A 20150-nucleotide genomic window follows, 5' to 3' on the forward strand; every position below is an offset into this window, starting at 1 on the left:
CCCATGCGGAGAGCTGCGATCTACTGCCGGATCAGCCAAGACCGTGCGGGCGCCGGACTCGGCGTCATCCGGCAGGAAGCCGACTGCCGAGCACTGGCCGAGCGCCGAGGCTGGCAGGTAGCTGACGTGTACTCGGACAACGACGTCAGCGCCTACTCAGGAAGCCCCCGCCCCGCGTGGCAAAGACTGCTTGAGGACATCGAAGCCGGCACAGTCGACGCCATCGCTTGCTGGCACGTCGACCGACTGACACGGTCCCCGCGCGAGCTAGAAGACGTCATCGACCTGGCCGACCGGCGCGGCATCGAACTCGCCACCGTGACCGGTGAGATCGACCTGGCCACTCCGACCGGACGCCTGATCGCGCGCATGCTGGGAGCCGCGGCCCGCCACGAGGCCGAACACAAAGCCGAACGGCAAAAGCGCCAGCGACGCCAGAACGCCGAAGCCGGCAAGGTCTCCGGCGGTGGGATGCGTCCCTACGGCTACGCCGACGACCGGATAACCGTCATCGAGGAAGAGGCTGAGGTGATTCGCGAAGCCGCCAGCCGGGTATTGGCAGGCGAATCACTGGCCAGCGTCTGCAAGGACTACGAGCAGCGGGATGTGAAGACCCCTTCCGGACGTCACTGGATCCCCACATCATTGCGCCGACTGCTCGCATCAGCCCGCATCAGTGGGCGAAGAGAGCACACGCCGCGCAGCACCTACCGGACCACCCGCCCGCTGCTGGGCGAGATCGTCGCCAACGCCGTCTGGCCCGCGATCATCAGCCCCGTCGACTCCGACCGGCTACGCGTGCTGCTCAGCGATCCCGCCCGCGACTACCGCCGCCAAGCCGCCACCGGGCGCTCCTACCTTCTGTCCGGCATCCTGCGCTGCGGACGATGCGGACACCGCATGAACGGCCGCCCCAGGCAAGGCGTCCCACGCTACGTGTGCCCCAACGTGCCCGGCAGCGGATCCTGCGGCGGCATCGCCACCAACACCGCCCGCACCGACGATCACATCCGTGACATGCTCCTGACCGCGCTCGACTCCCCCGCCCTCGCCGAGCGCATCCGCCACCAGGGCGGCGACGATGACAACATCGCTGAGACCGTACGCGCCGACGAGGAACTCCTCGAAGAACTCGCCCAGGCATGGGCCACCCGCGAGATCACCCGCAGAGAATGGATGGCCGCCCGCACCCCCATCGAACTACGCCTGGACAAGAACCGGGCACAACTGGCCGGCCTGTCGCGTACCTCGCCCCTCATCCCCTTCATCGGCACCGCCCAAGAGATGCTCACCAGGTGGCAGGCCATGAACGCCTCGCAGCGACGCGCCATCGTCGCTGCGGTCATCCGCACCGTCACCGTCGCACCCGCCGACCCACGCAAGAAGTGGGACCCCGACCGATTCACCATCGAATGGATCGCCTAAGCGGCAGTACTCAAACGCTCCGGCTCGTCCCCACCGACGAGCCGGAACACCAACGCCACCCGCTCCAACACCGCCAGATCCTCAACCACCGGCGCAAGCCCCTGCGCCGCCCGAGACGCCGCCACCCGCGCCCGCATCTCGTCATTCACCCACACCCGCCACCAGGCAGCCGCCCAACACGACGTCCACCCCACGGCACCGCGCTCTCGGATCCTCCCTCCGCCGCATGCTCGCCTCCCTTCTCGCTCCCTTCGATCGATACCGAGACCAAGAATGCGACCAACAGCCAGAACGAGGACACCACACAGCCGGACACCACCGAGACGTCCTAGAGATCCCTGCTCAGACAGGACGTCCCCACTCGTCCCCACGCTGGCGTACCAACCAGCGAGCGGAACACCGGCCACCACTCGAACAACCGGCGAAGATGCGAATCGACCAAGATCGAAAGTAACTTATCTGTACATGTATTAAAGGCGATCCGCCTTCGGCGGCTCGCCGCGCGTCGGGCGGTCGCTGGCCGCGCTGCGGCTCTTCGGCCGGTCGCGGCCAGCGCCGCCCACGCGGACATCCCGCATCGCCCACAAGGCCAAGTGTCGGACTCGCGCTCTACTATTCGCTGCATAGCAGCTCGCTGCCCACGAGGGAGACGCAAGATGACGTCCAGAACCGCACGTCGCGGGATCATCTACATCCTCGCGAACCAGCACATGCCGGGGATTCTCAAGATCGGGCAGACGACGCGCGACACCACAACACGTGTCCGGGAGTTGTCCCGTGCAACGGGAGTTCCAGCTGACTTCGAGGTCATCTATGACGAAATAGTCTCGGATGTGGACGCGGCCGAAAGTGAGATCCACAGCGAGCTCAGCCATCTCCGGATTAACAAGGCGAGGGAATTCTTTCGGATCGGTATTCGTGACGCCATCAAGATTACCCAACGGATCGCCCGCGAGTTTGAAGTAGACGAGAGCGCCGATGCCGTAGAGGTCGAGATACTGCCATCGATAGAGAATCGTATGCGTCGCTGGCTTCGCCGAGAGATCGTATCCGTAAAGTTTGTTCAATTTCCCGACCTCTGTTTACTCCGAGTCACCGAACAGCCCGATGTTCGAAAGATCGATGCATTCCAAACCGCAGTCGACCTGCGAGGCTTCGGAGGAGAGGAGACGGGCGAATTCGTGGATGACCTCGGATATGGATTGCTGTTCAATCCATATTCTAAGTCGATAAAAGAGAACGTTGAGGAATTCCTTAGACTAGACCCATACTCCATGATAATGACAGGCTTGGGCCTGTTGAGTGAAGATGCAGCGAACTATGTGGCGTACTTGTGGGAGAAGGCCAGGATTGAGCCTCCCCTAAATCCAGGCTGGAGGGTTTCAGCCATCAAATATGATATGTGGGGATCTCCAGAAGATGACGACAATAAGCATCTGCTACTGCGACTTCATGAGATCGATGCTCAGCGACTCGGCGACGGCAAAGCCTGAAGTATTCCTATTCACGGTGCAGTCCCAGACTGCCGCGCCGCTTCCGGTGCTCGGGCCTGACGGCCGTGCGCTCCGGGGCGGCTAATGGCCGCGTAGCGGGGATCGGTGGAGACCTTCGGATATGTCCGCAGGGCCAGCGAGCCCTATGGCTAGAGCGGTGTTGCCGATCCTCGCTCGAAGGACGTTGGCTGCGGCGAGGACGGTCGTGGTTCGAGCCAGCCGTCAATACATCTCTTTAGGGTTGGAAGAACGCGCAGTTCTGTGGCAACCAGCAAGGGCCTGCGGTCCGCTGGGTCGCGGGAGCTACGTCGCGGGGATCACCACGGGCAGGAACGCCATGGTGACGAACCGCTGCGAATCTTGAGGCGCTTTCATCAGGTAGTTCTGGCGAAGTTCTGGTTCCGTGGTTGGAGCTGCTGACCAGAAGGCGGGGTGGCTGCGGATCGCTTCGCCGGCCTTCTTAATGATCTCTGTGGGGTTCCCCCCTTGAATGAACAGGATGAGCGCTGCTTTGGTGTCTCGCCAGGCGGTGTAGCCCAGAAGCTGATCGATCGCGTCGACGAACTTCTTCTGGCCGCGCCACATCTTGCACTCGCCGATGAAAGCGTTGCGGTCTTTCCAGCTCAGCAGGATGTCCGTCTTACCGGTGCAGTTGAAGACCTCACCCCGCACTGCTCCTTCATAATTGGCGTTGAGCGTGAACAGAAGAAGATCGCGAAAGCCCTCTTCGCCCAAGTGGAGGGCGGTTGCGGGGAGGCGTTCAGCCGCTCTGCTCATTCCACTGATGGTCCTGACGACATCCTCGTACATGTCCTCAGCCAGCCGGGGATCGTCCCGTCCCGGGTCGGGGGCAGCGGGCTCGATGCGCAACCTTTTCCGCGTGAGCGGGACATGGACCTGCTGATCTGGAGGAGCGGGGGCCAAGGGAATGTTGAGCTCCGAGGACAACGACTCTGCGTGATCAAGTAGCTCCTTGCGCTCGCGGACTGCACGGCTTACCTCCAATCGCAGGCGCGTCACCCATCCCTGAACATCGTTCGCGGCCCATTGCAGCCGATCGGTCAGTTCTTGCTGCATTGCCGAGACCTGCTGATCCACGAACTCTGGAGTGAGGCGGGGAGCTTGGACGTAGAACACCAAGGCGTCATCACGAATGGTCGCGCGAGGCGGTGCGTTCATGCGTCTGGTGCTGGCTTGTCGCCTGAACAGTTCCGGATCACCAGTGAATGGCACGATCACTGAGAACTGCTGTCCAGGCGTCTGCGCCGCACGGTAACCGTTCTGCCAGCGGATCGTCGCCTCGCTGATATCGGTCCGGGTCATTGCACTGAAGTTGACCTGCGTCGGCTCGACTGCATATTCGCTCACCAGGCGCTCGACGACGGCGGTCGGCGAGAAGCGGATCTCTTGGGCTGGGATCTGGCCAGCGGATTTCACCGCTGTATCCAGCCGGTGCTGTAGGTAATCGTTCAGGGCCCCGCCGTTGAAGAGCTCATCATCCGTCACGGGAAAAGTCTGCACCATGATCGGCGGGAGTGGGGGAGTGCTGCTTGAGCCCGCGTATGTCGTACATCTTCCCCAAGTCCAAGAACCGCCGCCCGCTCTCTGGCAGCGTCTCCTCCAAAGTGCGCAGGCCCCATCCAGTTGCTGGAAGATGACAGTCCTCTCCCGAAGCCCGGCCCTGCCCCGGCAGGCCAAAGGCCAGCGAAGTACATGCACGCGAGCATCCCCACCAACATCCCCCGGGACAGGTGCGGGATGATCTTCATTGCCTTCCGTAGATCGGATGCGATCGCCCAGGTCAGAGCCTCCAGCTGATCCAGGGCACTACCGCTCTCCTAATGTGGGTGTTTATCAAGGTGAGCGTCGACGTAAGCAGCCACTGTGCTGGCTCGTGGTCGGTCAGGGGGCGAGCTCCGCTCGGCTTGACGGTCCACCGGCGATTGACCGGGCAGGAGTCCATCGGTCCGCTGCGGCTGGGGGACGTGAGACCGGTGCTCCGCGCGCAGGAGTGGTTGGGAGGGGCACTGAGTGCGGAGCAGGGAGCCCGAGGTGTCGCTGTGCTGCTGTACGGAACGCCATGTGCCACCTGGGATGCGGTAGATCTCGGCTAGGCAGTACAGGCACCGGCCGCTGAGCTGCTGGGGAGGCATGGTCACGAAGCCGAGTCGGTTGAGGTGCTCGGCTGGGAAACGGGTCCGGAGTCGCCCTCCGCGTACCCGTTCTGGTGGGCGATCTCGTCCTGGACTGCGAGTTCCATCATGAGGCCGATCGCGTCGCGGCGGGCGATCGACGGGATCAGGCCGGCCGCGCGCTGGGCGGGGGTGAGCTCGGCGTACCGGGTGGCCCACCACCCGCCCGGGGTGCCGTCCGGCCACATGATCCGCCGGATCCGCCACGCCGGGTAGGTCTGCCCGAGAACGGCGAGCTGCTGTGCCACCAATTCGGCTACGCGCTCCAGGACGGTGGGCTCCTGATCGGTCATGAGGTGGCCGCCAGGTCGGCGATGCTCTCCTGCTCGGCAATCGCCCTGGCGAGCGCGAGCTCGTCGTCGGCGTCGACCGTGCGCCACGCCCCGGCCTTTTCGGCAGCTTCGTCATAGGGCTGTTCTCGGGTCGCCCACCATCGGCCGGCGTCCGACCTCCACATTCGCCAGCCGGGGGTCGGAGCTGGGGCAGCGTCCGAGAGTCCATGTCCTGCTGCATCCGCTCGGTGACATTCCATGTACCGATAGTGAGATCACTGCATGCCTACCACCAGGGACAGGCTGTCCAGATGGCCCGATCGCTTCGCTGCCGATGAGGACACTGTGTCCTACATCCCGATGTGGAGAGATCCCATAAGCGAGCGGATGGCCGACGACGGGCGCATCTCCACTTCACGGATCCCCATGACCAGATCATGCGCGACCCGCTGATGGCGGAACCATACCGGCGACAACGCCTGCGACTCCTGGAGCCGCTGCACCGCTGCGCCGTGGTGTCTTGCGTCCACGTGGGCCTGTGCGACGTCGAGCAAATGCCGGCCATAGGAAATGCCGGTAACGTCTTCCCGCCGGACACGCCGCGACTCGGCCAGAGCGCGCTCTGGCCGGCGAAGTACCGTATAAGCGTGGGTGGCCTCCATGGCGACCTTCGCCGGGCCGAACACGGAGTTATAGATCGTGACCTGTCCGGCGAGGCGTTCGGCTCCGGCCGCGGCCAGTGCGATGTACTCCGAGACGTCGCGACCTGCGGCGGCCGCGGGAGCCAGCGCCATGAGCAGCAGATTGCCCCACGCGGCCACCCGGTCGGCCGGTGCGGAGAACGAGGGTTCGATGCGCTCGGCCATGGAGATGGCGAGGCGTTCCGCGGCGTCGAGGCGGCCCTGGTGGAGCAGCACCCACGCATATGTGCCATGCAGCGTGGCCCACAGCAACTCATCGTTCCCGCCGTGCGCCGTGGTGACGGCCCGCTCGGCACCGATCGCGGCCAGGTCATCCCGGCCGAGGTGAACCATGAGGCTGGCGGCCAGGTCGTAGGCCATCACCAACGGGTAGAGGGCGGACTCACCCACAGCAGCGTGTGTGAGGCGTGCTTCGGCGATCAGGCCGGGCAGGTGAGCGACGAGCCACGGGAAGTCGCCACGCCAGTAGCTCGCGCAGGCACTGTCCACGGCGGTCGTGATGTCCTCCAGCCGGGTCGGCTCGCCGTCATGTCCATCGTCCACGTCAGGTAGGTACGACGGCGAGAGCAGCGCATCCCGAAGTGCCAGGACACCGCCGCCGGTCCGCTCGGCGCCCATGCGGTCCCGCTTGCCGATCAGGGCGCTCAGCTCCGCGTCCAGGGCGTTGGCGATCCGGACCAGCGTAGTGAGCCGGGCCGTCTGCCGACGCCCCTGTTCGAGCTTGGCGATGATGTCACGGCTAAGGCCAGCGCGCTCGGCCAGCTCTTCTTGAGTGAGGCCGCGGTCCTCACGAAGCGACTTGATCTGCCGACCTACTGTGCTGGCTTCGGGCATAGCCCTCGCACCTCCTGCGACATCGACAATCTCAGGCTAGTGCGGGACCTTCTCCTTGTCGGCCTCTTACGGGACCGAGTTCAATGGTGCCGGCCGCGATCCCCCGGCAACGGTCAGACTCGCCGCGCACTGACCCGGGCCGTTGAGCAGCGCGTGCGGCAGTAATCGGCCTTGATCAGTTGGAGGGTCCGGACAGCAGGACGGCTCACGCCCAGGAGTAGAGCGCGAGCCGTAGATCGAGACCTGCGGAAACTACTCTGCGGTCGGGACCAGGCCCGTCGGGCAAGCGGCCCACTCGGATGGGTCACCTAGCTTGACGTTGGTGCCGCCGATGCCGCAGTAGTCGTTTCTTTGGGAAGGCGCTGCTGGTGGCAGCGAGTCGCTTCCGGCTTCAGACGGTGATCGCGTCGTCTGTCGGCTCGTCTTCACGCGCCTAGCTTGCGGAGTCGCCGCGCCAGGTCAGGAATGTCTTCCAACTCGCCTGTCGTCACGGAGATGACCAGCCTTTCGGCCTCATCCACGTCGCGATACTCCAGAATCTCCCCATTGTCCTCAAGGAAGGCGACGGCCGCGGCCCAGCCGAGCCGCTTGTTACCGTCCACCAGTGGATGCCCGATCAGGATGCTCTGCATCAGGGCGGCCGCCTTCTGCCACAGGTCCGGATAGGCGTCGTCACCGAACACGGTCGTCTGCGGGCGGAGCACCGCAGCGTGCAGTTGACCGCCGTCACGTATCCGGACCACCGGGAGCACCGCCTCCGCCAAGGCCAGTAGGTCCTCTGTGGTCGGATAGGAAGTCATCGGGCGAGCCGCTCGAGCAACTCCCGGTCTCGCTCGGCGATCTTTCGGCCCATAGCCTGGTAGCGCTCCCGCCTGCGCCGGGCGATGTACTCCTCGATGGCGACCACCATCGCCGAGTTGACGCTCTGAGCGTCACCACTGGCGAGCTGCTTGATCTGCTCATACGTCTCGTCCGGCAGCCGGAGCCGTGTCTCAGCCATACGCTGATGGTATCACTTTTTGGTACCACCCTCCGGCGAGATCGTCGCCGGCCTGATCACATCTGCCTGTCTGACAGGCAGCCCATCGAATGGGTCACCTAGCTTGACGTTGGTGCCGCCGATGCCGGCCGCAATAGCCTCCCAAAGCTCTCGGCGCGTGATAGTGAACTTCCGAGCGGCACTGGCACCTCAGTTCAGGCAGCGGGAGCCCGTGGCGTCAGCCGGACCTCGACATCCGCGTCCAAGGCACGCGCCAGGCGCTCCAGAACCGGCAACGTGGGAACGGTTCCGCCTGCTTCGAACCGCGCCACCGCCGACTGGGTCATGCCGGCCTCACGGGCCAAGTCGCTTTGGCTCCAGCCACGTTCCTCACGCATCGCACGCACCGTCTTGCCCAGTTCGTAGGCGAGACGTGTAGCTTCATAGGCATCAGCCGCACCCGGCTCGGCCATCCGGCGATCCCTGAGCTCTCGCCAGCTTTCCTGCTCGCTCATACCGCTTCTTCTTCCTCGTCAACGGTGTGCGCCAGTTCGACACAGCGACGCATTGCTCGCCGAGCCCGCTCAACCTCACGGTGATCGCGTGACCGTGTCTTGTGGAACAAGGTCAAGAGCACGATCCGGCGACGAGGTGCGATCCAGTAGGTGATGCGCACCGCGAACTCGTCGAGATGAAACCGGAGCTCACGCAGCTTGCCGTCAAGCTGCTTCGTGTAGGGCTCGCCCAGCAGGGGGCCCACCGCCGCCAGCAGATCGACATAGAACGCGACCCTGGCGAACGACGCCGCAGGCAGATCTTCAAGCCACTTCCGAACCTCTGTTCCAGCTCCACGGTACCCCAGCTCATAGCGTTGATGCTATGAGCCACGACTCTGTAACGTCCTGCTTTCACCTGAACACGATGAGCTTCCCATCGATGCCTGCAGCGGCAAAGCTGAACGACCGAATGCGGCTCAAAGCCACAGAGGTCAGCTGTGCCACACAACCAGGACTGGCAGGGCTATTCTCACTGGGCGCCAGGCCCGACGTCAGGCACGCGGATGGGTCGCCTAGCTTGACGTTGGTGCCGCCGATGCCGCAATAACCATTTGGCACTTCAAAGAGGTATTGCTGGTGCTAGTGGCTCGCCTCGCGCGGTACTACGGGGCCGTCGGCCTAGCACGTCGCGGCTCCTTACGCCAGCTCGTGACCGGTCGTACTGTCCACCGTGTCCGGAATCTCCCCTTCGTGGCGATCCCCGGTGGTCAGAGTCCCTGACGGCTCGAACATGAGAATCGCCCCACCAGGTGACGACGGCTTGTGCTCGACGCCTCTAGGTACGACGAACGTGTCGCCCTTCTCGAGCACGACCGTGGTCTCGTCGCCCTCGGCGTCGCGCATGGCGATGTTGAACCGGCCGTCGAGCACGAGGAAGAACTCATCGGTCTCCTCGTGCGCATGCCAGACGTGCTCTCCGCTGGTATGGGCGATCCGCACGTCGTAGTCGTTCATGCGGGCGACGATTCTGGGGCTGTAGACGTCGTCGAAGGACGCGAGCGCCTCTGTCAGGTTGACGGGTTCGGTTTTCATACCATCCATCTTCCGAGGGTACCGATAATGGATCTTGTACGATCCCGACGTGAGCGAGGACATAGCCAGAACCCGAATCGTCGCTCGCCGACCAGCTCCGTGACTCTTCCTACGCTTACGTCATCGCGAGTCGCATCGAACAGGCCCGCAAACGCCTGCTGCGGGGCGAACCACCGGCCGAGGTGGCTGTCGAGGTGGGTTTCTACGACCAAGCGCACCTCACCCGCCACTTCAAGCGCCACGTCTCGGTGCCGCCCGCCAAGTACTCCTCGACGGGCGTCGGACTGAGAAGTGATGCCGCGTCCGAGCATGGCCCTTTGTGAATCCTCATCGTGGCGGTGGCTTGTGATTCGGCAGCACTACATTCTGACCAGGCGGACTGCTTCGCCGCACAGTTCGCTCATGTCGTCTTCGTCCACGCAGATCGCAGGGCCTTGGCCTAGCGGTTCGAGTCGTGAATGACGGCCCACTTGTCACCGCGCTTGAAGTAGAGCATCTCCGTATCGATGTAGAGAGTGGGGGATGCCTTGCGGTCGTTGCGAATCCACAGCCTGCCGACCCGTGATGTGGCGAGATCGAAGATCACTGAGGCCTTCCGTCCCTGCTCGTCGACCTGATTCATGGTGACGAAGCGGCCGGCCACGAGTGACCGGGGGCTGTCGCCCGGCAGCTCCAAAACCTGGCTGCCGCCGCGGCGGGTCGCCTGGTTGCCGGTGAGACACCAGCTCACATCGCACCGCGCTTGCGCCGGATCGTCGAGCCGCTCCCCGGTGCTCAGGTTGAGCAGATTCGTCATGGCTGCCGGACCATCGGCGGGACGCCCTGCCCAGGGCCAGGAGAAGAGACGCAGCCCCTCCGTGCCCGGGACGAACAACGGTTCGCCGCCCACCACCGGAACCCGGTTGACGCCCCCCGACTTGGTCGACGACCAGAAAATGCTGCCGCCTCCGACGGCCAGGTCCACACCATGGATGGTGTCCCCGTTCACCTTGTCCACATCCAGCTCGGCCGGGAACGAGACCACCGTGCGGGGAGTGCCCCCGGTCACCGGAATCGTCATGATGTGGATGTCTCGGTCCACGTACTCGAACCAGGCGATCACCCCTTCGCCCACCGCCGGCGAGTCCACCGGCGCGATGGGATGGTCGATGATGGCCAGGCGCTGAAAGGTCTGTGATTCCAGGCGATAAGCCCACAATTCAGGCGCAGGATCGTAGCCCTCCTTCGACACGTACCCGAGCATGGTGCGTGAATCGATGAACCGTTTCGGCGTGAAGGCCTCACCGTTGGGGACCTTCCGAGGGACCTCCGCGATCACCGAGGGCAGCACCTGTTCCAGCGGCGGCGCGATCTCCTTCACGATCCGTGGTTCGTGAATGGACGGCGCAGGCTTGACCGTGATGGCGGGTGGCGACTCGGGAGCCCGCCATGTCACGGCTGATACCGCCCAAATCACCAGACAGGTGGCCATCGCGGTCGCCAACACCAGGCCACGGCGCGCGCGCCGGGCCTGTCCCGCGGTCACCTGCCGCAGCAAATGCGGCGGCGTGGTCGGGACGCGCGCCTCCGCTCGGGCGAACGTACGGCGGAGCGCCTCTTCGACGTCGTTCATCGCAGGCTCCTTAGCGGGTTGACGATGTCACGCAGTTTGCCGAGGGCGCGGGATGCCTGACTCCGTACGGTTCCGGGGTTGATGCCGAGGATCTCGGCGATCTCGGCATCCGAGCGATCCTCGTAGTAGCGCAGGACCAGTACGGCACGTTGTCTCTTGGGCAGTTTGGCCAGTTCGTCCCAGAGGTCCGGTGGTGGCTCCGCCACCGGTTGCGGCTGTTCGGGCACCTCCCCTACCAGATGTTCGCGCCTGCGCCGTCTCCAGACGGAGATGTGCAGCCGGGTGATCGTCGTTCTCACGTAGCTCTCCGGGTTGTGCTTGTGCTGCACGCGCGGCCATGAGCTGCGCAGCCGTACCATCCCCTCTTGAACGAGGTCGGCGGCGTCGTGTGGGTTGCCGGTGAGCATGTAGGCGTAGCGGAACAACGCATCGATTCGATCGGCGGCGAAGTCCGCGAAATCCGGTGCGTCATCCACGGGCGGGAATCCTCTCGTTCATCCCGGCTAAGACGCGCAAGAACTCCGAAATGTTGCATCATCTGGGATCCGCTGAAGACGACAGGGGGCAGGCACATCCCCCAGGGAACGGCGACAGAACGACCAGCATGGGGGCGGACATGCCACGCCTGCGAGCAGTGCCGGATCCAACACCGTCATCGCGGCGGCGCTACGGCGGTCTGACGATCCGCCTGCTCGGCGAGGACACGCCTGAGCGCTTCCAGGGGCGCGGCGGTCACGGTCATGCAGACGCCGGCGTCGACCTCGGCCCAGATGATCCGATAGGCCGTACGAGGGCCTCCTCCCCTGCCCTGCTTACTGCACTCAACTCGTCCGGCCATCGGGGGGCAGCGTCCTGGTCGGGTGGGCGCCTGGCGGATCTGGTGCTTGAGGCGTGCAGGCTCTGATCTTTATGGCAGCTCGGGGAACCGTTCGCGTAGGTAGGTCAGCACTGCCAGGACGCGGCGGTTGGTGTCGTCGGTGGGTGAGAGGTCGAGTTTGGCCAGGATGCTGCCGATGTGCTTGCTGATCGAGGCCTCCGACAGGATCAGCGTTTTCGCGATGGCCAGGTTGGAGTGACCTTCGGCGACCAAGGCGAGCACCTCGCGTTCGCGTTGGGAGAGGCGGGTGATCAGGTTGTTCTGGCGGTTGAGCAGGCGGCGGACGACCTGGGGGTCGATCACGGTGCCGCCGGCGACGACGCGGCGCAGGGCGGAGACGAAGTCTTCCACGTCGACGACACGGTCCTTGAGCAGGTAGCCGACGCCGAGCCCGCCGCCGGAATCGAGGAGTTCGGCGGCGTAACCGTGCTGGACGTACTGGCTCAGTGCGACCACGGCCAGGCCGGGGTTGTCCCGGCGCAGCTGGACGGCCGCGCGTAAGCCGTCGTCCGTGAACGTCGGTGGCATGCGGATGTCGGTCACCACGAGGTCGGGTGAGTGCTCGGCCGCGGCCCGCAGAAGTTCCGTGGCGTCGCTGACGCTGGCGACCACGGTGAAGCCGAAACGTTCCAGCAGGCCGGCCAAGCCCTCGCGCAGCAGGACGCCGTCTTCGGCCAGGACTACGCGCATGGCAGCTCCGTCCGGATCAGCGTGGGGCCGCCGGGCGGGCTGGAGAGCAGCATTCGCCCGGCGGCGACGGCGACCCGGTCGGCGAGGCCGGTGAGACCCGTGCCGTTCGAGGGGTCGGCGCCACCTCGGCCGTCGTCGCGGATCTCGACGGTGAGCAGGCCCGCGGTCTCGCGGGCGGTGACCGTGACGGCCGTGGCTCCGCTGTGTTTGGCGACGTTCGTGAGGGCTTCGGCGACGACGAAGTAGGTGGTCGCCTCGACCTGTTCCGGTGGGCGCCGAGGAAGGTCGGTCTCGACGACGACCGGGATGGGGCACTGGTCGGCGAGCTCGCGCAGCGCGGCAGGCAGGCCGAGGTCGGTCAGCACGTTCGGGCGGATGCCGTGGATCAGCTCGCGCAGCTCGGACATCAGCTGCTTGGCCTGCTGATGAGCCGTTTCGACGGCCCCGGCGGCGGGGGAGGCGGCCGGGATGTCGAGCTTGGCCAGGCCGAGCTGGAGGGTCAGTCCGACGAGCTTCTGCTGTGCGCCGTCGTGGAGGTCGCGTTCGATTCGGCGGCGTTCGGCCTCGAACGCGCTGACCAGGCGGGCTCGTGACCGCGACACCTCGACGAGTTCCGCATGCAGTTCGTCGGCGGCGCCGGGGTGGAGCAGTGCCCGGGCCACCGCGCCGTGGACGCCGGCGACAAGGGTGAGCAGGTAGGGCACGGTCACCAGGGCGGCGAAGCCGGTGATGGAGTAGGGCACGGCCTGTGGCGGCGTGGTGATGACGGTGACGCCGAAGTTGATCTCCCCGGCGGGGACCAGCCAGGGGCTCAAAGCGCACACCGCGATCAGTATGAGGACGAACGCCACCATGCTGTAGAGCGCGGGGACCACGGTCACGAGCAGGACGGCGTACGACAGTTCCCGCCAGGTCAGCGGTTGGCGGTACCAGGAGAGGCCGAACGGTGCCCGGCGCACTGACGGGACCGGCCGGTGGTCGACCAGGCGCAGCCGGACCCGTTCGGCGGCGGCCAGCGGCCGGGCCACCAGCGGCCCGAGCGTGGCCACGAGCGCAGCGCCGAGGACCAGCAGGATCAGCCCGGACGCGGGTTGTGCGGTGTTGGTGGCGACCCGCCGCGCGAGCAGCGCCCATGGGAAGGCCAGCAGTCCGAGCGGTACCGCAAGGAGCATCGCGATCGGGACCGACGACAGGACGTACATCGCGGACCTGAGGGGCCAGACGGACATGATGAGACGCCGTGTGACGAACGCGGAGAGCGCGGTGCGGGGCGGGTTGGCGGACACAGGGATCACGCTAACCAGCACGGGCGGCGGTTCCCACCGAGCCGGCCCTACACCTCAGGTATAGCCAGCCCTACCCGGAATCGGTGACCAGGGGTAGTGCCACGCGCCCGGCTCGCTGGTGTGCTTGCCGACCATGAGAAAACATCCGCTACTGACCTATTTCACGCTGTCGTACGGCATCACCTGGCTGTGCTGGCTCCCCTACATCCTGTCCGAGACCGGGCTCGGTCTGCTGCCCATCCGCTATCCCGAGATACTGGGAAGTTCACAGACCTTGGGGGTACTGCCCGGTGGCTACCTCGGCCCGATCACGGCCGCGTTCATCGTCACCGCCGTCGTGGACGGCCGGGCCGGCCTGCGGCTCTGGGCGAAACGGCTGGTCCGCTGGCGGGTGAGCCCGCGCTGGTACCTCGGGGTCCTGCTGGCCGTCCCGGTCGTCGCGGTCGTCTCGACGTTCCCGCTTCCCGGTGCACTGGCCGACTTCCGCATCCCCGGCGCGACCGTCTTGCTGTTGTACGTCCCGATGCTGGTCATGCAGTTCCTCACGACCGGACTGGCGGAGGAGCCGGGCTGGCGTGACTTCGCCCAGCCCAGGTTGCAGGCCCGCTACGGCCCGCTCGCCGGTTCGCTGATCCTCGGCCCGCTGTGGGGTGCGTGGCACCTGCCGTTGTTCTTCAGCGAGTGGGCCGACTGGCCCAATGTGGACTGGCTGATGATGGCGGAGTTCGTCGGCTCGGCGATCCCACTGAGCCTCGTCATGACGTGGGTGTTCAACCGGACGAACGAGAGCCTGCCGGTCGTCATGCTGTTCCACGCCAGTGTCAACACCGTCTACTCCCTCGTATGGGAAGCATGTTTCCCGTCCTTGGACGCGTTCGGCGACAGCGTGCACACGTTGGCGATCGGCTCAGGGGTGGCAGCAGTCGTACTGCTCATCGCCACCCGGGGCCGGCTCGGCTACGAACCGATCGCCGCCAGGGAGTTCCAGAACACCGGCGCACGGTAACGAGCCGCGGGCGGATCAGGGCGCGGCGACATCCAGGCCGGTGAGACCGGCCGAGAGCGCGGTAGGTCGGGCTGTGGTCACCAGGGGGACAGGATCAGGGCCTGCAGTAGGAGGCCGGTGACCGCTTGGGTGGCGAGCGTTCGTCGGCCGGGGGCGTACGCGGCGGCCAGGCCGATCCACATGGCGAAGGGGGTCCAGATGCGCTCCACCTCTCCTCGCGTCACTCCGCTGACGTCCAGCGCCAGTACCGCCACCAGGGCCGCGGCCACGACGAAGGCGGCAGGCCGGTCCCCGAGGCACAGGGAGACGGCCCGGTCACCGAGGCCGAAGGCGGCGGACCGGTCCCGGAGGGCGATGGTGGCGGACCGGTCCCGGAGGGCGATGGTGGCGGACCGGTTCTTGAGGCCGGAGGTGGCGGGCCGGTTCTTGAGGCCGGAGGCGGCGGGTCGGTTGGTGAGGGCGACGGCGAGGCGGGGGAGGCCTGTGGCGGTGGCGGGGCCGGTCGTCAGGGCGAGCACGGCGAGGTTGGCGACCAGGAAGTACAGGTAGGGGCGGGCGGCGCCCGGGTCGGCGGCCCATTGCGCGTGGGTGGCGACCACCCCGGCGGGCCACCAGAACCCTCCGGCCGCGAACGCGGCCGTCACCGACGCCGCCCCGGCCAGCGCCGCCGTCACGGCCGGGCGCGGCAGGCGGGCGAGCACGGCGACCGTCACCGGGATCAGCAGGTAAGGGACCAGTCCGTAGCTGAGATACGGCAGCGCGCCCAGCAGCACCCCGGCTCCCCCCGCCCACAACGTCCTGGCCGTGGTGCCCCGGCCGAGCACCAGCAGCGCGACGCCCCACGCGCCGACGCCCGCGAAGAAGGCGTCCATCGTGGTGGCGATCCATACCGATACCGGGGTGAGGGCCAGGTACGGCAGCGCGCGCCGGGCGGCCTGCTCCCCCGCCAGGCGGCGCACGGTCAGCCCGATCGCCACCGTAGTGGAACAGCCGGCCGCGATGACCAGGACCGCCGCCCACAGCGGCCCGCCCAGCCCCACGGCGGCCAGCGCCCAGAGCACCAGCACGGGCAGCGGCGGATGCCCGCGCACGTGCGTCGGGTACTCGCCCAGCCGCCGGGTGAAGCCCGCCAGCCAGCCGAGCGGGTCGTGCCCCACCTGCGGCAGCACGGCCAGGTACTCCTGAGGGTGGGTGAACGGCGCGGCGAGCCCGTCGCCCGACATCGCCAGCAGCACCGTCCACGCCAGCGCGAACCCGTAGGCCACGAGCGACGCCCGCCCGAACCCGCCTCGCCGGACCGCCCCGGGAAGAACGCGGACGGCGACGGCGGCGAGGACCGCCGCCGGGACGAGCGTGACCGTGAGGACCCGGAAGTGGGCGTGCAGCGGCGGCAGGTGGTCGATGCGCAGCACGCCCAGCGCGTGCAGCACCGCGCCGGCGGCGAAGGAGGCGACGATCAGCGCACCCCACCAGGCGAGCGCCGCCCGCGTCCGGCGTACCTCCGCGAGGGTGTCCGTGGGGCGCACGAGCATCAGGTAAGGGTGGCGCATCGTCATCCGGCTTCGGGCCGGTGTTCCGCGTGACGCGGGAGCCTCAGGTCGGGGGTGGCGCATCATCGTCCCGCCTCGGGCCGGTGGCCCACGCGACGCGGGAGCCTCACGTCACAGTGGCGAACCATCCGTCTCGCCTCGGGACGCTGTTTCGCACGACGCGGAAGTCTCAGGTCGGGATGGCGCATCATCGTCCCGCCTCGGGGCGGTGGTCCACGCGACGCGGAAGTCTCAGGTCAGGGTGGCGAACCATCGTCCTGCCTCGGTCCAGTGTTCGGCGGACGGGAAGCCGGAGCGCCGCGCGAGGGGGCCGATGTCGTCGGCGCACACCGTCGCCCAGGTGAACCAGTCGGCGACCCGCCCGCCGTGCCGCAGCCGCACCCGGTCCACCGCGGTCGGCGTCCCCGGCGGCGCGAGTTCGGCGATGACCGCGCCGCCGGGACGTACCAGCTCGCGCAGCCGCAGCAGCAGCGCGCCGGGGTCGCCGCCGATGCCGATGTTGCCGTCGGCCAGCAGCGCCACCGCCCAGCGCCCGGTGCCGGGCAGCGGCTCGAAGACGTTCCTGCACAGGGCCGCCCCGCCGGCGCGCCGCGTGAGGGCGACCGCCAGCGGGGCGATGTCGATGCCGAGGACCGGGACGCCCCTGCGGGCGAGCTCCGTGGTCAGCCGGCCGGGCCCGGAACCGACGTCCAGCGTCGGCCCGTCGCACCGGTCCAACAGGCCCCGGTCGCCGTCGATCGGCCGCAGCCAGCGCCCGGCGGCCAGCGGCCGGACCTGGCCGTCGGAGTACTCGACGTCCACGTCCCCTCCCTGCAGCGCCTCCTCGTACAGCGCGCCGATCACGCGGCCTCCCCGCGTCCGGCCGAACGCCCGCCGGACCCGGTGGCCGGCGACACGGGAAAACGGCGGCCCGCGAAAGAAGGGTGGTCGGGGTGAAAGTGGCGGGCCGCGGGATTTCGGGGGGCCGACTCGCATGCCACAGGGGATTCCGGACGGCCGGCCGAGGGGTCGATCTCGATCACAGGGCGACGTTACAGCGGTGTTCGCCCGCCGATTCTTACGAATCCGTGACGTGACGTTCTGCTCATGCCCGACAGCGGGTGACCTGCGATGACGCGGGAATACCTCAGGGCGGCGACTTTCGTCCGGCCACCGCCGTCCTCCGATGCGGCCGGCGCGGATAAACGCGGGACAATACCATCCGGCCCTTCATTCATTACGCAGCGCCGAATCGCCCCGTTCGTGCGGCGGGCCGGTTCTGCCACGCTGGAACGTCGCGTACAACCACCACAGGGACGGCAGGAGCAGCACGGCGCCCACGGCGAGCGCGCCCAGGGTGGCGGCCAGGACGTCGGTGGTGGCCGCGGCGTCCTCCAGCGTGACGCCGGGCAGCAGGTCCGGATACTGGCCCACGCCCCAGCCCCACAGCAGCCCGGTCACCGCCAGCGCCGCGGTGAGGCGGACGGCCAGGTAGGCGCGGCGCCACAACAACGCCAGGGAGACCAGCCCTGCGGCGACCGACAGCGCGAGCAGCGGCAGGGCCCGGCCGCCGGTGAGCTCGGCGAACAGCCGCGGCGCGTCGGCGCGCAGCACGAGCAGACCGGCCGCCGAGAGCAGCCCCACGACCGCGCCGCAGGTCAGGGCGCGCCGTCTGAACTCCTCGGCCAGGCCGTCCTCGCCGGCGCGCTGGGCGTCGCGGGTGAGGTAGACGGCGGCGAGGTAGGCGGCGGCGCCGACGGCCAGCGCGCCGGTGATCGCGGAGGTCGGGTTGAGCCAGCTCGACACGACGTTCCCCGCGGCGATGCCGGCGGGGACCCGGCCGGAGGCGATGGCGCCCGCCACCGTACCGAGGAAGAACGGGGTGGCGACCGAGGAGAAGGCGAACGCGGCGCCGAACAGGCGGCGCTGCCACAGCTCGGTGGAGACCTTGCGGAAGGCGAAGGCCGCGCCGCGCGCGATGATGCCCAGCGCCGCCAGGGTCAGCGGGATGTAGAGGGTGGAGGCGACGGCGGCGAACACCCCGGGGATGCCGGTCCACATCAGGACGATCACGAAGATCAGCCAGACGTGGTTGGCCTCCCAGACCGGGCCGATGGAGTGCTCGATCAGCTCGCGCCGGCGCCGCCCGGAGGCCGCGCCGCCGGACAGCAGGTCCCAGACGCCGCCGCCGAAGTCGGCGCCCGCGAACAGGACGTAGGCCGTCAGGCCCGCCCACATGACCCCGATCATGACCTCCGCCAGCGGCATCGGTCACACCACTCTCTCGTCCGTCTCGTCGTGGACGTCGGGCTCCTGGGGCGCGATGGGCACGGGCCGGTCCCGGGCGAGCAGGCGCAGTACGTACACGGTCGCGACGGTGAGCACGGCGTACACCAGGCTCACCAGCACGAACCCCCACACCAGGCCGGGCGCGGGGTTGACCGCGTCGGCGGTGCGCATCACGCGGTAGACGATCCACGGCTGGCGGCCCACCTCGGTGACGACCCAGCCGGCCTCCAGCGCCAGGACGGCGGCGACGCCCGAGACGGCGGCGGCGCGCGGGAACCACGGCGAGCGCGGCAGGTCGCGCCGCCGTACCCAGGCCACCGCGAGCCACGCCGACAACGCGAGGAGGGCGAAGCCCAGCCCGACCATGAGCTGGAAGGCCAGGTGCACCACGTTGACCGGGGGCCAGTCGGCGACCGGCACCCGGTCCAGGCCCATGATCTCCGCGTCGGGGTCGAAGTGGGCGAGCAGCGACAGCCCGTCCGGGATCTCCAGGGCGTACCGCATCCGGTCGTCGACGGCGATGCCGCCCACGTGCAGCGGGACTCCGCGCTGGGTGTGGAACACCCCTTCCATGGCCGCGAGCTTGACCGGCTGGTTGGAGGCGACGAAGTGGGCCGCCCAGTCGCCGACGACGATCTGCGCCGGGGTGACCAGGGCCGCGGCCGTCAGCGGCAGCAGCAGGCCGGCGCGGTGGTACCGGTCGCGGCGCCCGCGCAGCATGGCGACGGCGTACACGCTCGCGATGCCGAACCCGGTGACCATGAACGCGGCCAGGATCATGTGCACGGTCTGCGGCGGGGTCGCCGGGTTGAACATGGCCGCCCACGGATCCACCGCGACCACGCGGCCGCCGGCCAGGCGGAAACCGGTCGGCTGCTGCATCCAGGCGTTGGCCGTGACGACGAAGAAGGCGCTGGCCACCCCGGCGACCACGATGGGAATGCCCGACAGCATGTGCGCCACCGGCGTCAACCGGTCCCACGCGTACAGGTAGACGCCCAGGAAGATGGCCTCGATGAAGAAGGCGATGCCCTCCAGGGAGAACGGCAGGCCGATGACCTGGCCGTAGGCGCCCATGAGCCGGGGCCACAGCAGCCCCATCTCGAAGGACAGGATCGTCCCCGACACCGCGCCGACGGCGAACAGCACGCCCATGGCCCTGGCCCAGCGGCGGGCCAGCAACCGGTAGTGCGGGTCGCCGCGGCGGTGCCCCCGCCACTCGGCGATCAGCGTGATGGCCGGCATGCCCACGCCCAGGCACGCCAGCACGATGTGCCAGCCCAGCGAGAGCGCCATCTGCATGCGGGCGGCGCCCAGGCCGGCGTCGGCGGAGTCCGCCATCACCTGCATGATCATCATGACTCCCCGGCGCCGTG

General features: G+C 67.7%; 19 protein-coding genes and 1 pseudogene. 4 read left to right on the forward strand and 16 right to left on the reverse strand.

What is annotated here, in order from left to right; all coding sequences use genetic code 11:
• The first annotated feature begins 3 nt into the window (after positions 1–3).
• Together ABZT47_RS18580 and ABZT47_RS18585 are read left to right on the forward strand one after the other, a co-directional pair.
• Positions 4–1425 (forward strand): recombinase family protein, encoded by a 1422-nt coding sequence (locus ABZT47_RS18580; RefSeq protein WP_354843070.1) that lies wholly within the window; start codon positions 4–6, stop codon positions 1423–1425.
• A 656-nt stretch (positions 1426–2081) separates the two neighbouring features.
• Positions 2082–2918, forward strand: a complete 837-nt coding sequence (locus ABZT47_RS18585) for a GIY-YIG nuclease family protein (protein ID WP_354843073.1) — start codon at positions 2082–2084, stop codon at positions 2916–2918.
• A 303-nt stretch (positions 2919–3221) separates the two neighbouring features.
• On the opposite strand, the gene ABZT47_RS18590 is transcribed toward ABZT47_RS18585, so the two are convergent.
• The 8 genes from ABZT47_RS18590 to ABZT47_RS18625 all read right to left on the reverse strand — a co-directional run bounded on the left by ABZT47_RS18590 (position 3222) and on the right by ABZT47_RS18625 (position 9485).
• The gene (locus tag ABZT47_RS18590; RefSeq protein ID WP_354843076.1) at positions 3222–4424 is read right to left on the reverse strand and encodes a hypothetical protein; all 1203 of its coding nucleotides are present in this window, start codon (positions 4422–4424) and stop codon (positions 3222–3224) included.
• Positions 4425–5073: 649 nt separating this feature from the next.
• On the reverse strand, positions 5074–5403 hold the full coding sequence (locus ABZT47_RS18595; RefSeq protein ID WP_354843078.1) for a hypothetical protein: 330 nt from the start codon (positions 5401–5403) through the stop codon (positions 5074–5076).
• A 329-nt stretch (positions 5404–5732) separates the two neighbouring features.
• On the reverse strand, positions 5733–6917 hold the full coding sequence (locus ABZT47_RS18600) for a helix-turn-helix transcriptional regulator (protein ID WP_354843081.1): 1185 nt from the start codon (positions 6915–6917) through the stop codon (positions 5733–5735).
• A gap of 425 nt (positions 6918–7342) precedes the next feature.
• Complete coding sequence (locus tag ABZT47_RS18605) at positions 7343–7717, reverse strand: Fic family protein (RefSeq protein ID WP_354843084.1); 375 nt, start codon at positions 7715–7717, stop codon at positions 7343–7345.
• Positions 7714–7917, reverse strand: coding sequence for an Arc family DNA-binding protein (locus ABZT47_RS18610; RefSeq protein ID WP_189167799.1), 204 nt, complete (start codon positions 7915–7917; stop codon positions 7714–7716). Before ABZT47_RS18610 ends, ABZT47_RS18605 begins: the two co-directional genes overlap by 4 nt.
• Positions 7918–8111: 194 nt before the next feature.
• Positions 8112–8411, reverse strand: coding sequence for a helix-turn-helix transcriptional regulator (locus ABZT47_RS18615; RefSeq protein WP_354843087.1), 300 nt, complete (start codon positions 8409–8411; stop codon positions 8112–8114).
• Positions 8408–8710, reverse strand: coding sequence for a type II toxin-antitoxin system RelE/ParE family toxin (locus ABZT47_RS18620; protein WP_354843180.1), 303 nt, complete (start codon positions 8708–8710; stop codon positions 8408–8410). Before ABZT47_RS18620 ends, ABZT47_RS18615 begins: the two co-directional genes overlap by 4 nt.
• Before the next feature lie 379 nt (positions 8711–9089).
• The gene (locus tag ABZT47_RS18625; RefSeq protein ID WP_354843090.1) at positions 9090–9485 is read right to left on the reverse strand and encodes a cupin domain-containing protein; all 396 of its coding nucleotides are present in this window, start codon (positions 9483–9485) and stop codon (positions 9090–9092) included.
• A gap of 104 nt (positions 9486–9589) precedes the next feature.
• Between ABZT47_RS18625 and ABZT47_RS18630 the strand changes: the two are divergent.
• Positions 9590–9808 (forward strand): annotated as a pseudogene (locus ABZT47_RS18630) (helix-turn-helix domain-containing protein); the annotation flags it as partial.
• 116 nt (positions 9809–9924) lie between these two features.
• Here ABZT47_RS18630 and ABZT47_RS18635 read toward each other — a convergent pair.
• From ABZT47_RS18635 to ABZT47_RS18650, 4 genes are all read right to left on the reverse strand, one after another.
• Complete coding sequence (locus ABZT47_RS18635; protein ID WP_354843093.1) at positions 9925–11097, reverse strand: hypothetical protein; 1173 nt, start codon at positions 11095–11097, stop codon at positions 9925–9927.
• A complete protein-coding gene (locus ABZT47_RS18640) occupies positions 11094–11573 on the reverse strand; it encodes a SigE family RNA polymerase sigma factor (protein WP_354843096.1) in 480 nt (159 codons plus the stop codon). The genes ABZT47_RS18635 and ABZT47_RS18640 overlap by 4 nt, the downstream gene beginning before the upstream one ends.
• A gap of 431 nt (positions 11574–12004) precedes the next feature.
• Positions 12005–12664: a response regulator transcription factor gene (locus tag ABZT47_RS18645; protein ID WP_354843099.1), complete on the reverse strand. Its 660-nt coding sequence runs from the start codon at positions 12662–12664 to the stop codon at positions 12005–12007.
• On the reverse strand, positions 12655–13893 hold the full coding sequence (locus ABZT47_RS18650) for a sensor histidine kinase (RefSeq protein ID WP_354843102.1): 1239 nt from the start codon (positions 13891–13893) through the stop codon (positions 12655–12657). Before ABZT47_RS18650 ends, ABZT47_RS18645 begins: the two co-directional genes overlap by 10 nt.
• A 190-nt stretch (positions 13894–14083) precedes the next feature.
• Between ABZT47_RS18650 and ABZT47_RS18655 the strand changes: the two genes are divergently transcribed.
• Positions 14084–14956 (forward strand): type II CAAX endopeptidase family protein, encoded by an 873-nt coding sequence (locus tag ABZT47_RS18655; protein WP_354843105.1) that lies wholly within the window; start codon positions 14084–14086, stop codon positions 14954–14956.
• Positions 14957–15033: 77 nt separating this feature from the next.
• Here ABZT47_RS18655 and ABZT47_RS18660 read toward each other — a convergent pair whose 3' ends face one another.
• From ABZT47_RS18660 to ABZT47_RS18675, 4 genes are all read right to left on the reverse strand, one after another.
• Positions 15034–16488, reverse strand: a complete 1455-nt coding sequence (locus ABZT47_RS18660; RefSeq protein WP_354843108.1) for a hypothetical protein — start codon at positions 16486–16488, stop codon at positions 15034–15036.
• A 249-nt stretch (positions 16489–16737) separates the two neighbouring features.
• Positions 16738–17349, reverse strand: coding sequence for a class I SAM-dependent methyltransferase (locus tag ABZT47_RS18665; RefSeq protein WP_354843111.1), 612 nt, complete (start codon positions 17347–17349; stop codon positions 16738–16740).
• A gap of 366 nt (positions 17350–17715) precedes the next feature.
• Positions 17716–18753: a cytochrome d ubiquinol oxidase subunit II gene (locus tag ABZT47_RS18670; protein ID WP_354843114.1), complete on the reverse strand. Its 1038-nt coding sequence runs from the start codon at positions 18751–18753 to the stop codon at positions 17716–17718.
• Positions 18754–18756: 3 nt separating this feature from the next.
• The gene (locus ABZT47_RS18675; RefSeq protein WP_354843117.1) at positions 18757–20130 is read right to left on the reverse strand and encodes a cytochrome ubiquinol oxidase subunit I; all 1374 of its coding nucleotides are present in this window, start codon (positions 20128–20130) and stop codon (positions 18757–18759) included.
• Between the last annotated feature and the right edge of the window lie 20 nt (positions 20131–20150).

The organism is Sphaerisporangium sp. NPDC005289 (assembly GCF_040607455.1).
GTDB lineage: Bacteria > Actinomycetota > Actinomycetes > Streptosporangiales > Streptosporangiaceae > Sphaerisporangium > Sphaerisporangium rhizosphaerae.

What these genes read in the sequence shown, in the direction of transcription:
- ABZT47_RS18580 (WP_354843070.1), top strand. Translation starts at nt 4, where the DNA reads ATGCGGAGAGCTGCGATCTACTGCCGGATCAGCCAAGACCGTGCGGGC.
- ABZT47_RS18585 (WP_354843073.1), top strand. Translation starts at nt 2,082, where the DNA reads ATGACGTCCAGAACCGCACGTCGCGGGATCATCTACATCCTCGCGAAC.
- ABZT47_RS18595 (WP_354843078.1), bottom strand. Translation starts at nt 5,403, where the DNA reads ATGACCGATCAGGAGCCCACCGTCCTGGAGCGCGTAGCCGAATTGGTG.
- ABZT47_RS18600 (WP_354843081.1), bottom strand. Translation starts at nt 6,917, where the DNA reads ATGCCCGAAGCCAGCACAGTAGGTCGGCAGATCAAGTCGCTTCGTGAG.
- ABZT47_RS18605 (WP_354843084.1), bottom strand. Translation starts at nt 7,717, where the DNA reads ATGACTTCCTATCCGACCACAGAGGACCTACTGGCCTTGGCGGAGGCG.
- ABZT47_RS18610 (WP_189167799.1), bottom strand. Translation starts at nt 7,917, where the DNA reads ATGGCTGAGACACGGCTCCGGCTGCCGGACGAGACGTATGAGCAGATC.
- ABZT47_RS18615 (WP_354843087.1), bottom strand. Translation starts at nt 8,411, where the DNA reads ATGAGCGAGCAGGAAAGCTGGCGAGAGCTCAGGGATCGCCGGATGGCC.
- ABZT47_RS18625 (WP_354843090.1), bottom strand. Translation starts at nt 9,485, where the DNA reads ATGAAAACCGAACCCGTCAACCTGACAGAGGCGCTCGCGTCCTTCGAC.
- ABZT47_RS18635 (WP_354843093.1), bottom strand. Translation starts at nt 11,097, where the DNA reads ATGAACGACGTCGAAGAGGCGCTCCGCCGTACGTTCGCCCGAGCGGAG.
- ABZT47_RS18645 (WP_354843099.1), bottom strand. Translation starts at nt 12,664, where the DNA reads ATGCGCGTAGTCCTGGCCGAAGACGGCGTCCTGCTGCGCGAGGGCTTG.
- ABZT47_RS18650 (WP_354843102.1), bottom strand. Translation starts at nt 13,893, where the DNA reads ATGTCCGTCTGGCCCCTCAGGTCCGCGATGTACGTCCTGTCGTCGGTC.
- ABZT47_RS18655 (WP_354843105.1), top strand. Translation starts at nt 14,084, where the DNA reads ATGAGAAAACATCCGCTACTGACCTATTTCACGCTGTCGTACGGCATC.
- ABZT47_RS18660 (WP_354843108.1), bottom strand. Translation starts at nt 16,488, where the DNA reads ATGCTCGTGCGCCCCACGGACACCCTCGCGGAGGTACGCCGGACGCGG.
- ABZT47_RS18670 (WP_354843114.1), bottom strand. Translation starts at nt 18,753, where the DNA reads ATGCCGCTGGCGGAGGTCATGATCGGGGTCATGTGGGCGGGCCTGACG.
- ABZT47_RS18675 (WP_354843117.1), bottom strand. Translation starts at nt 20,130, where the DNA reads ATGATCATGCAGGTGATGGCGGACTCCGCCGACGCCGGCCTGGGCGCC.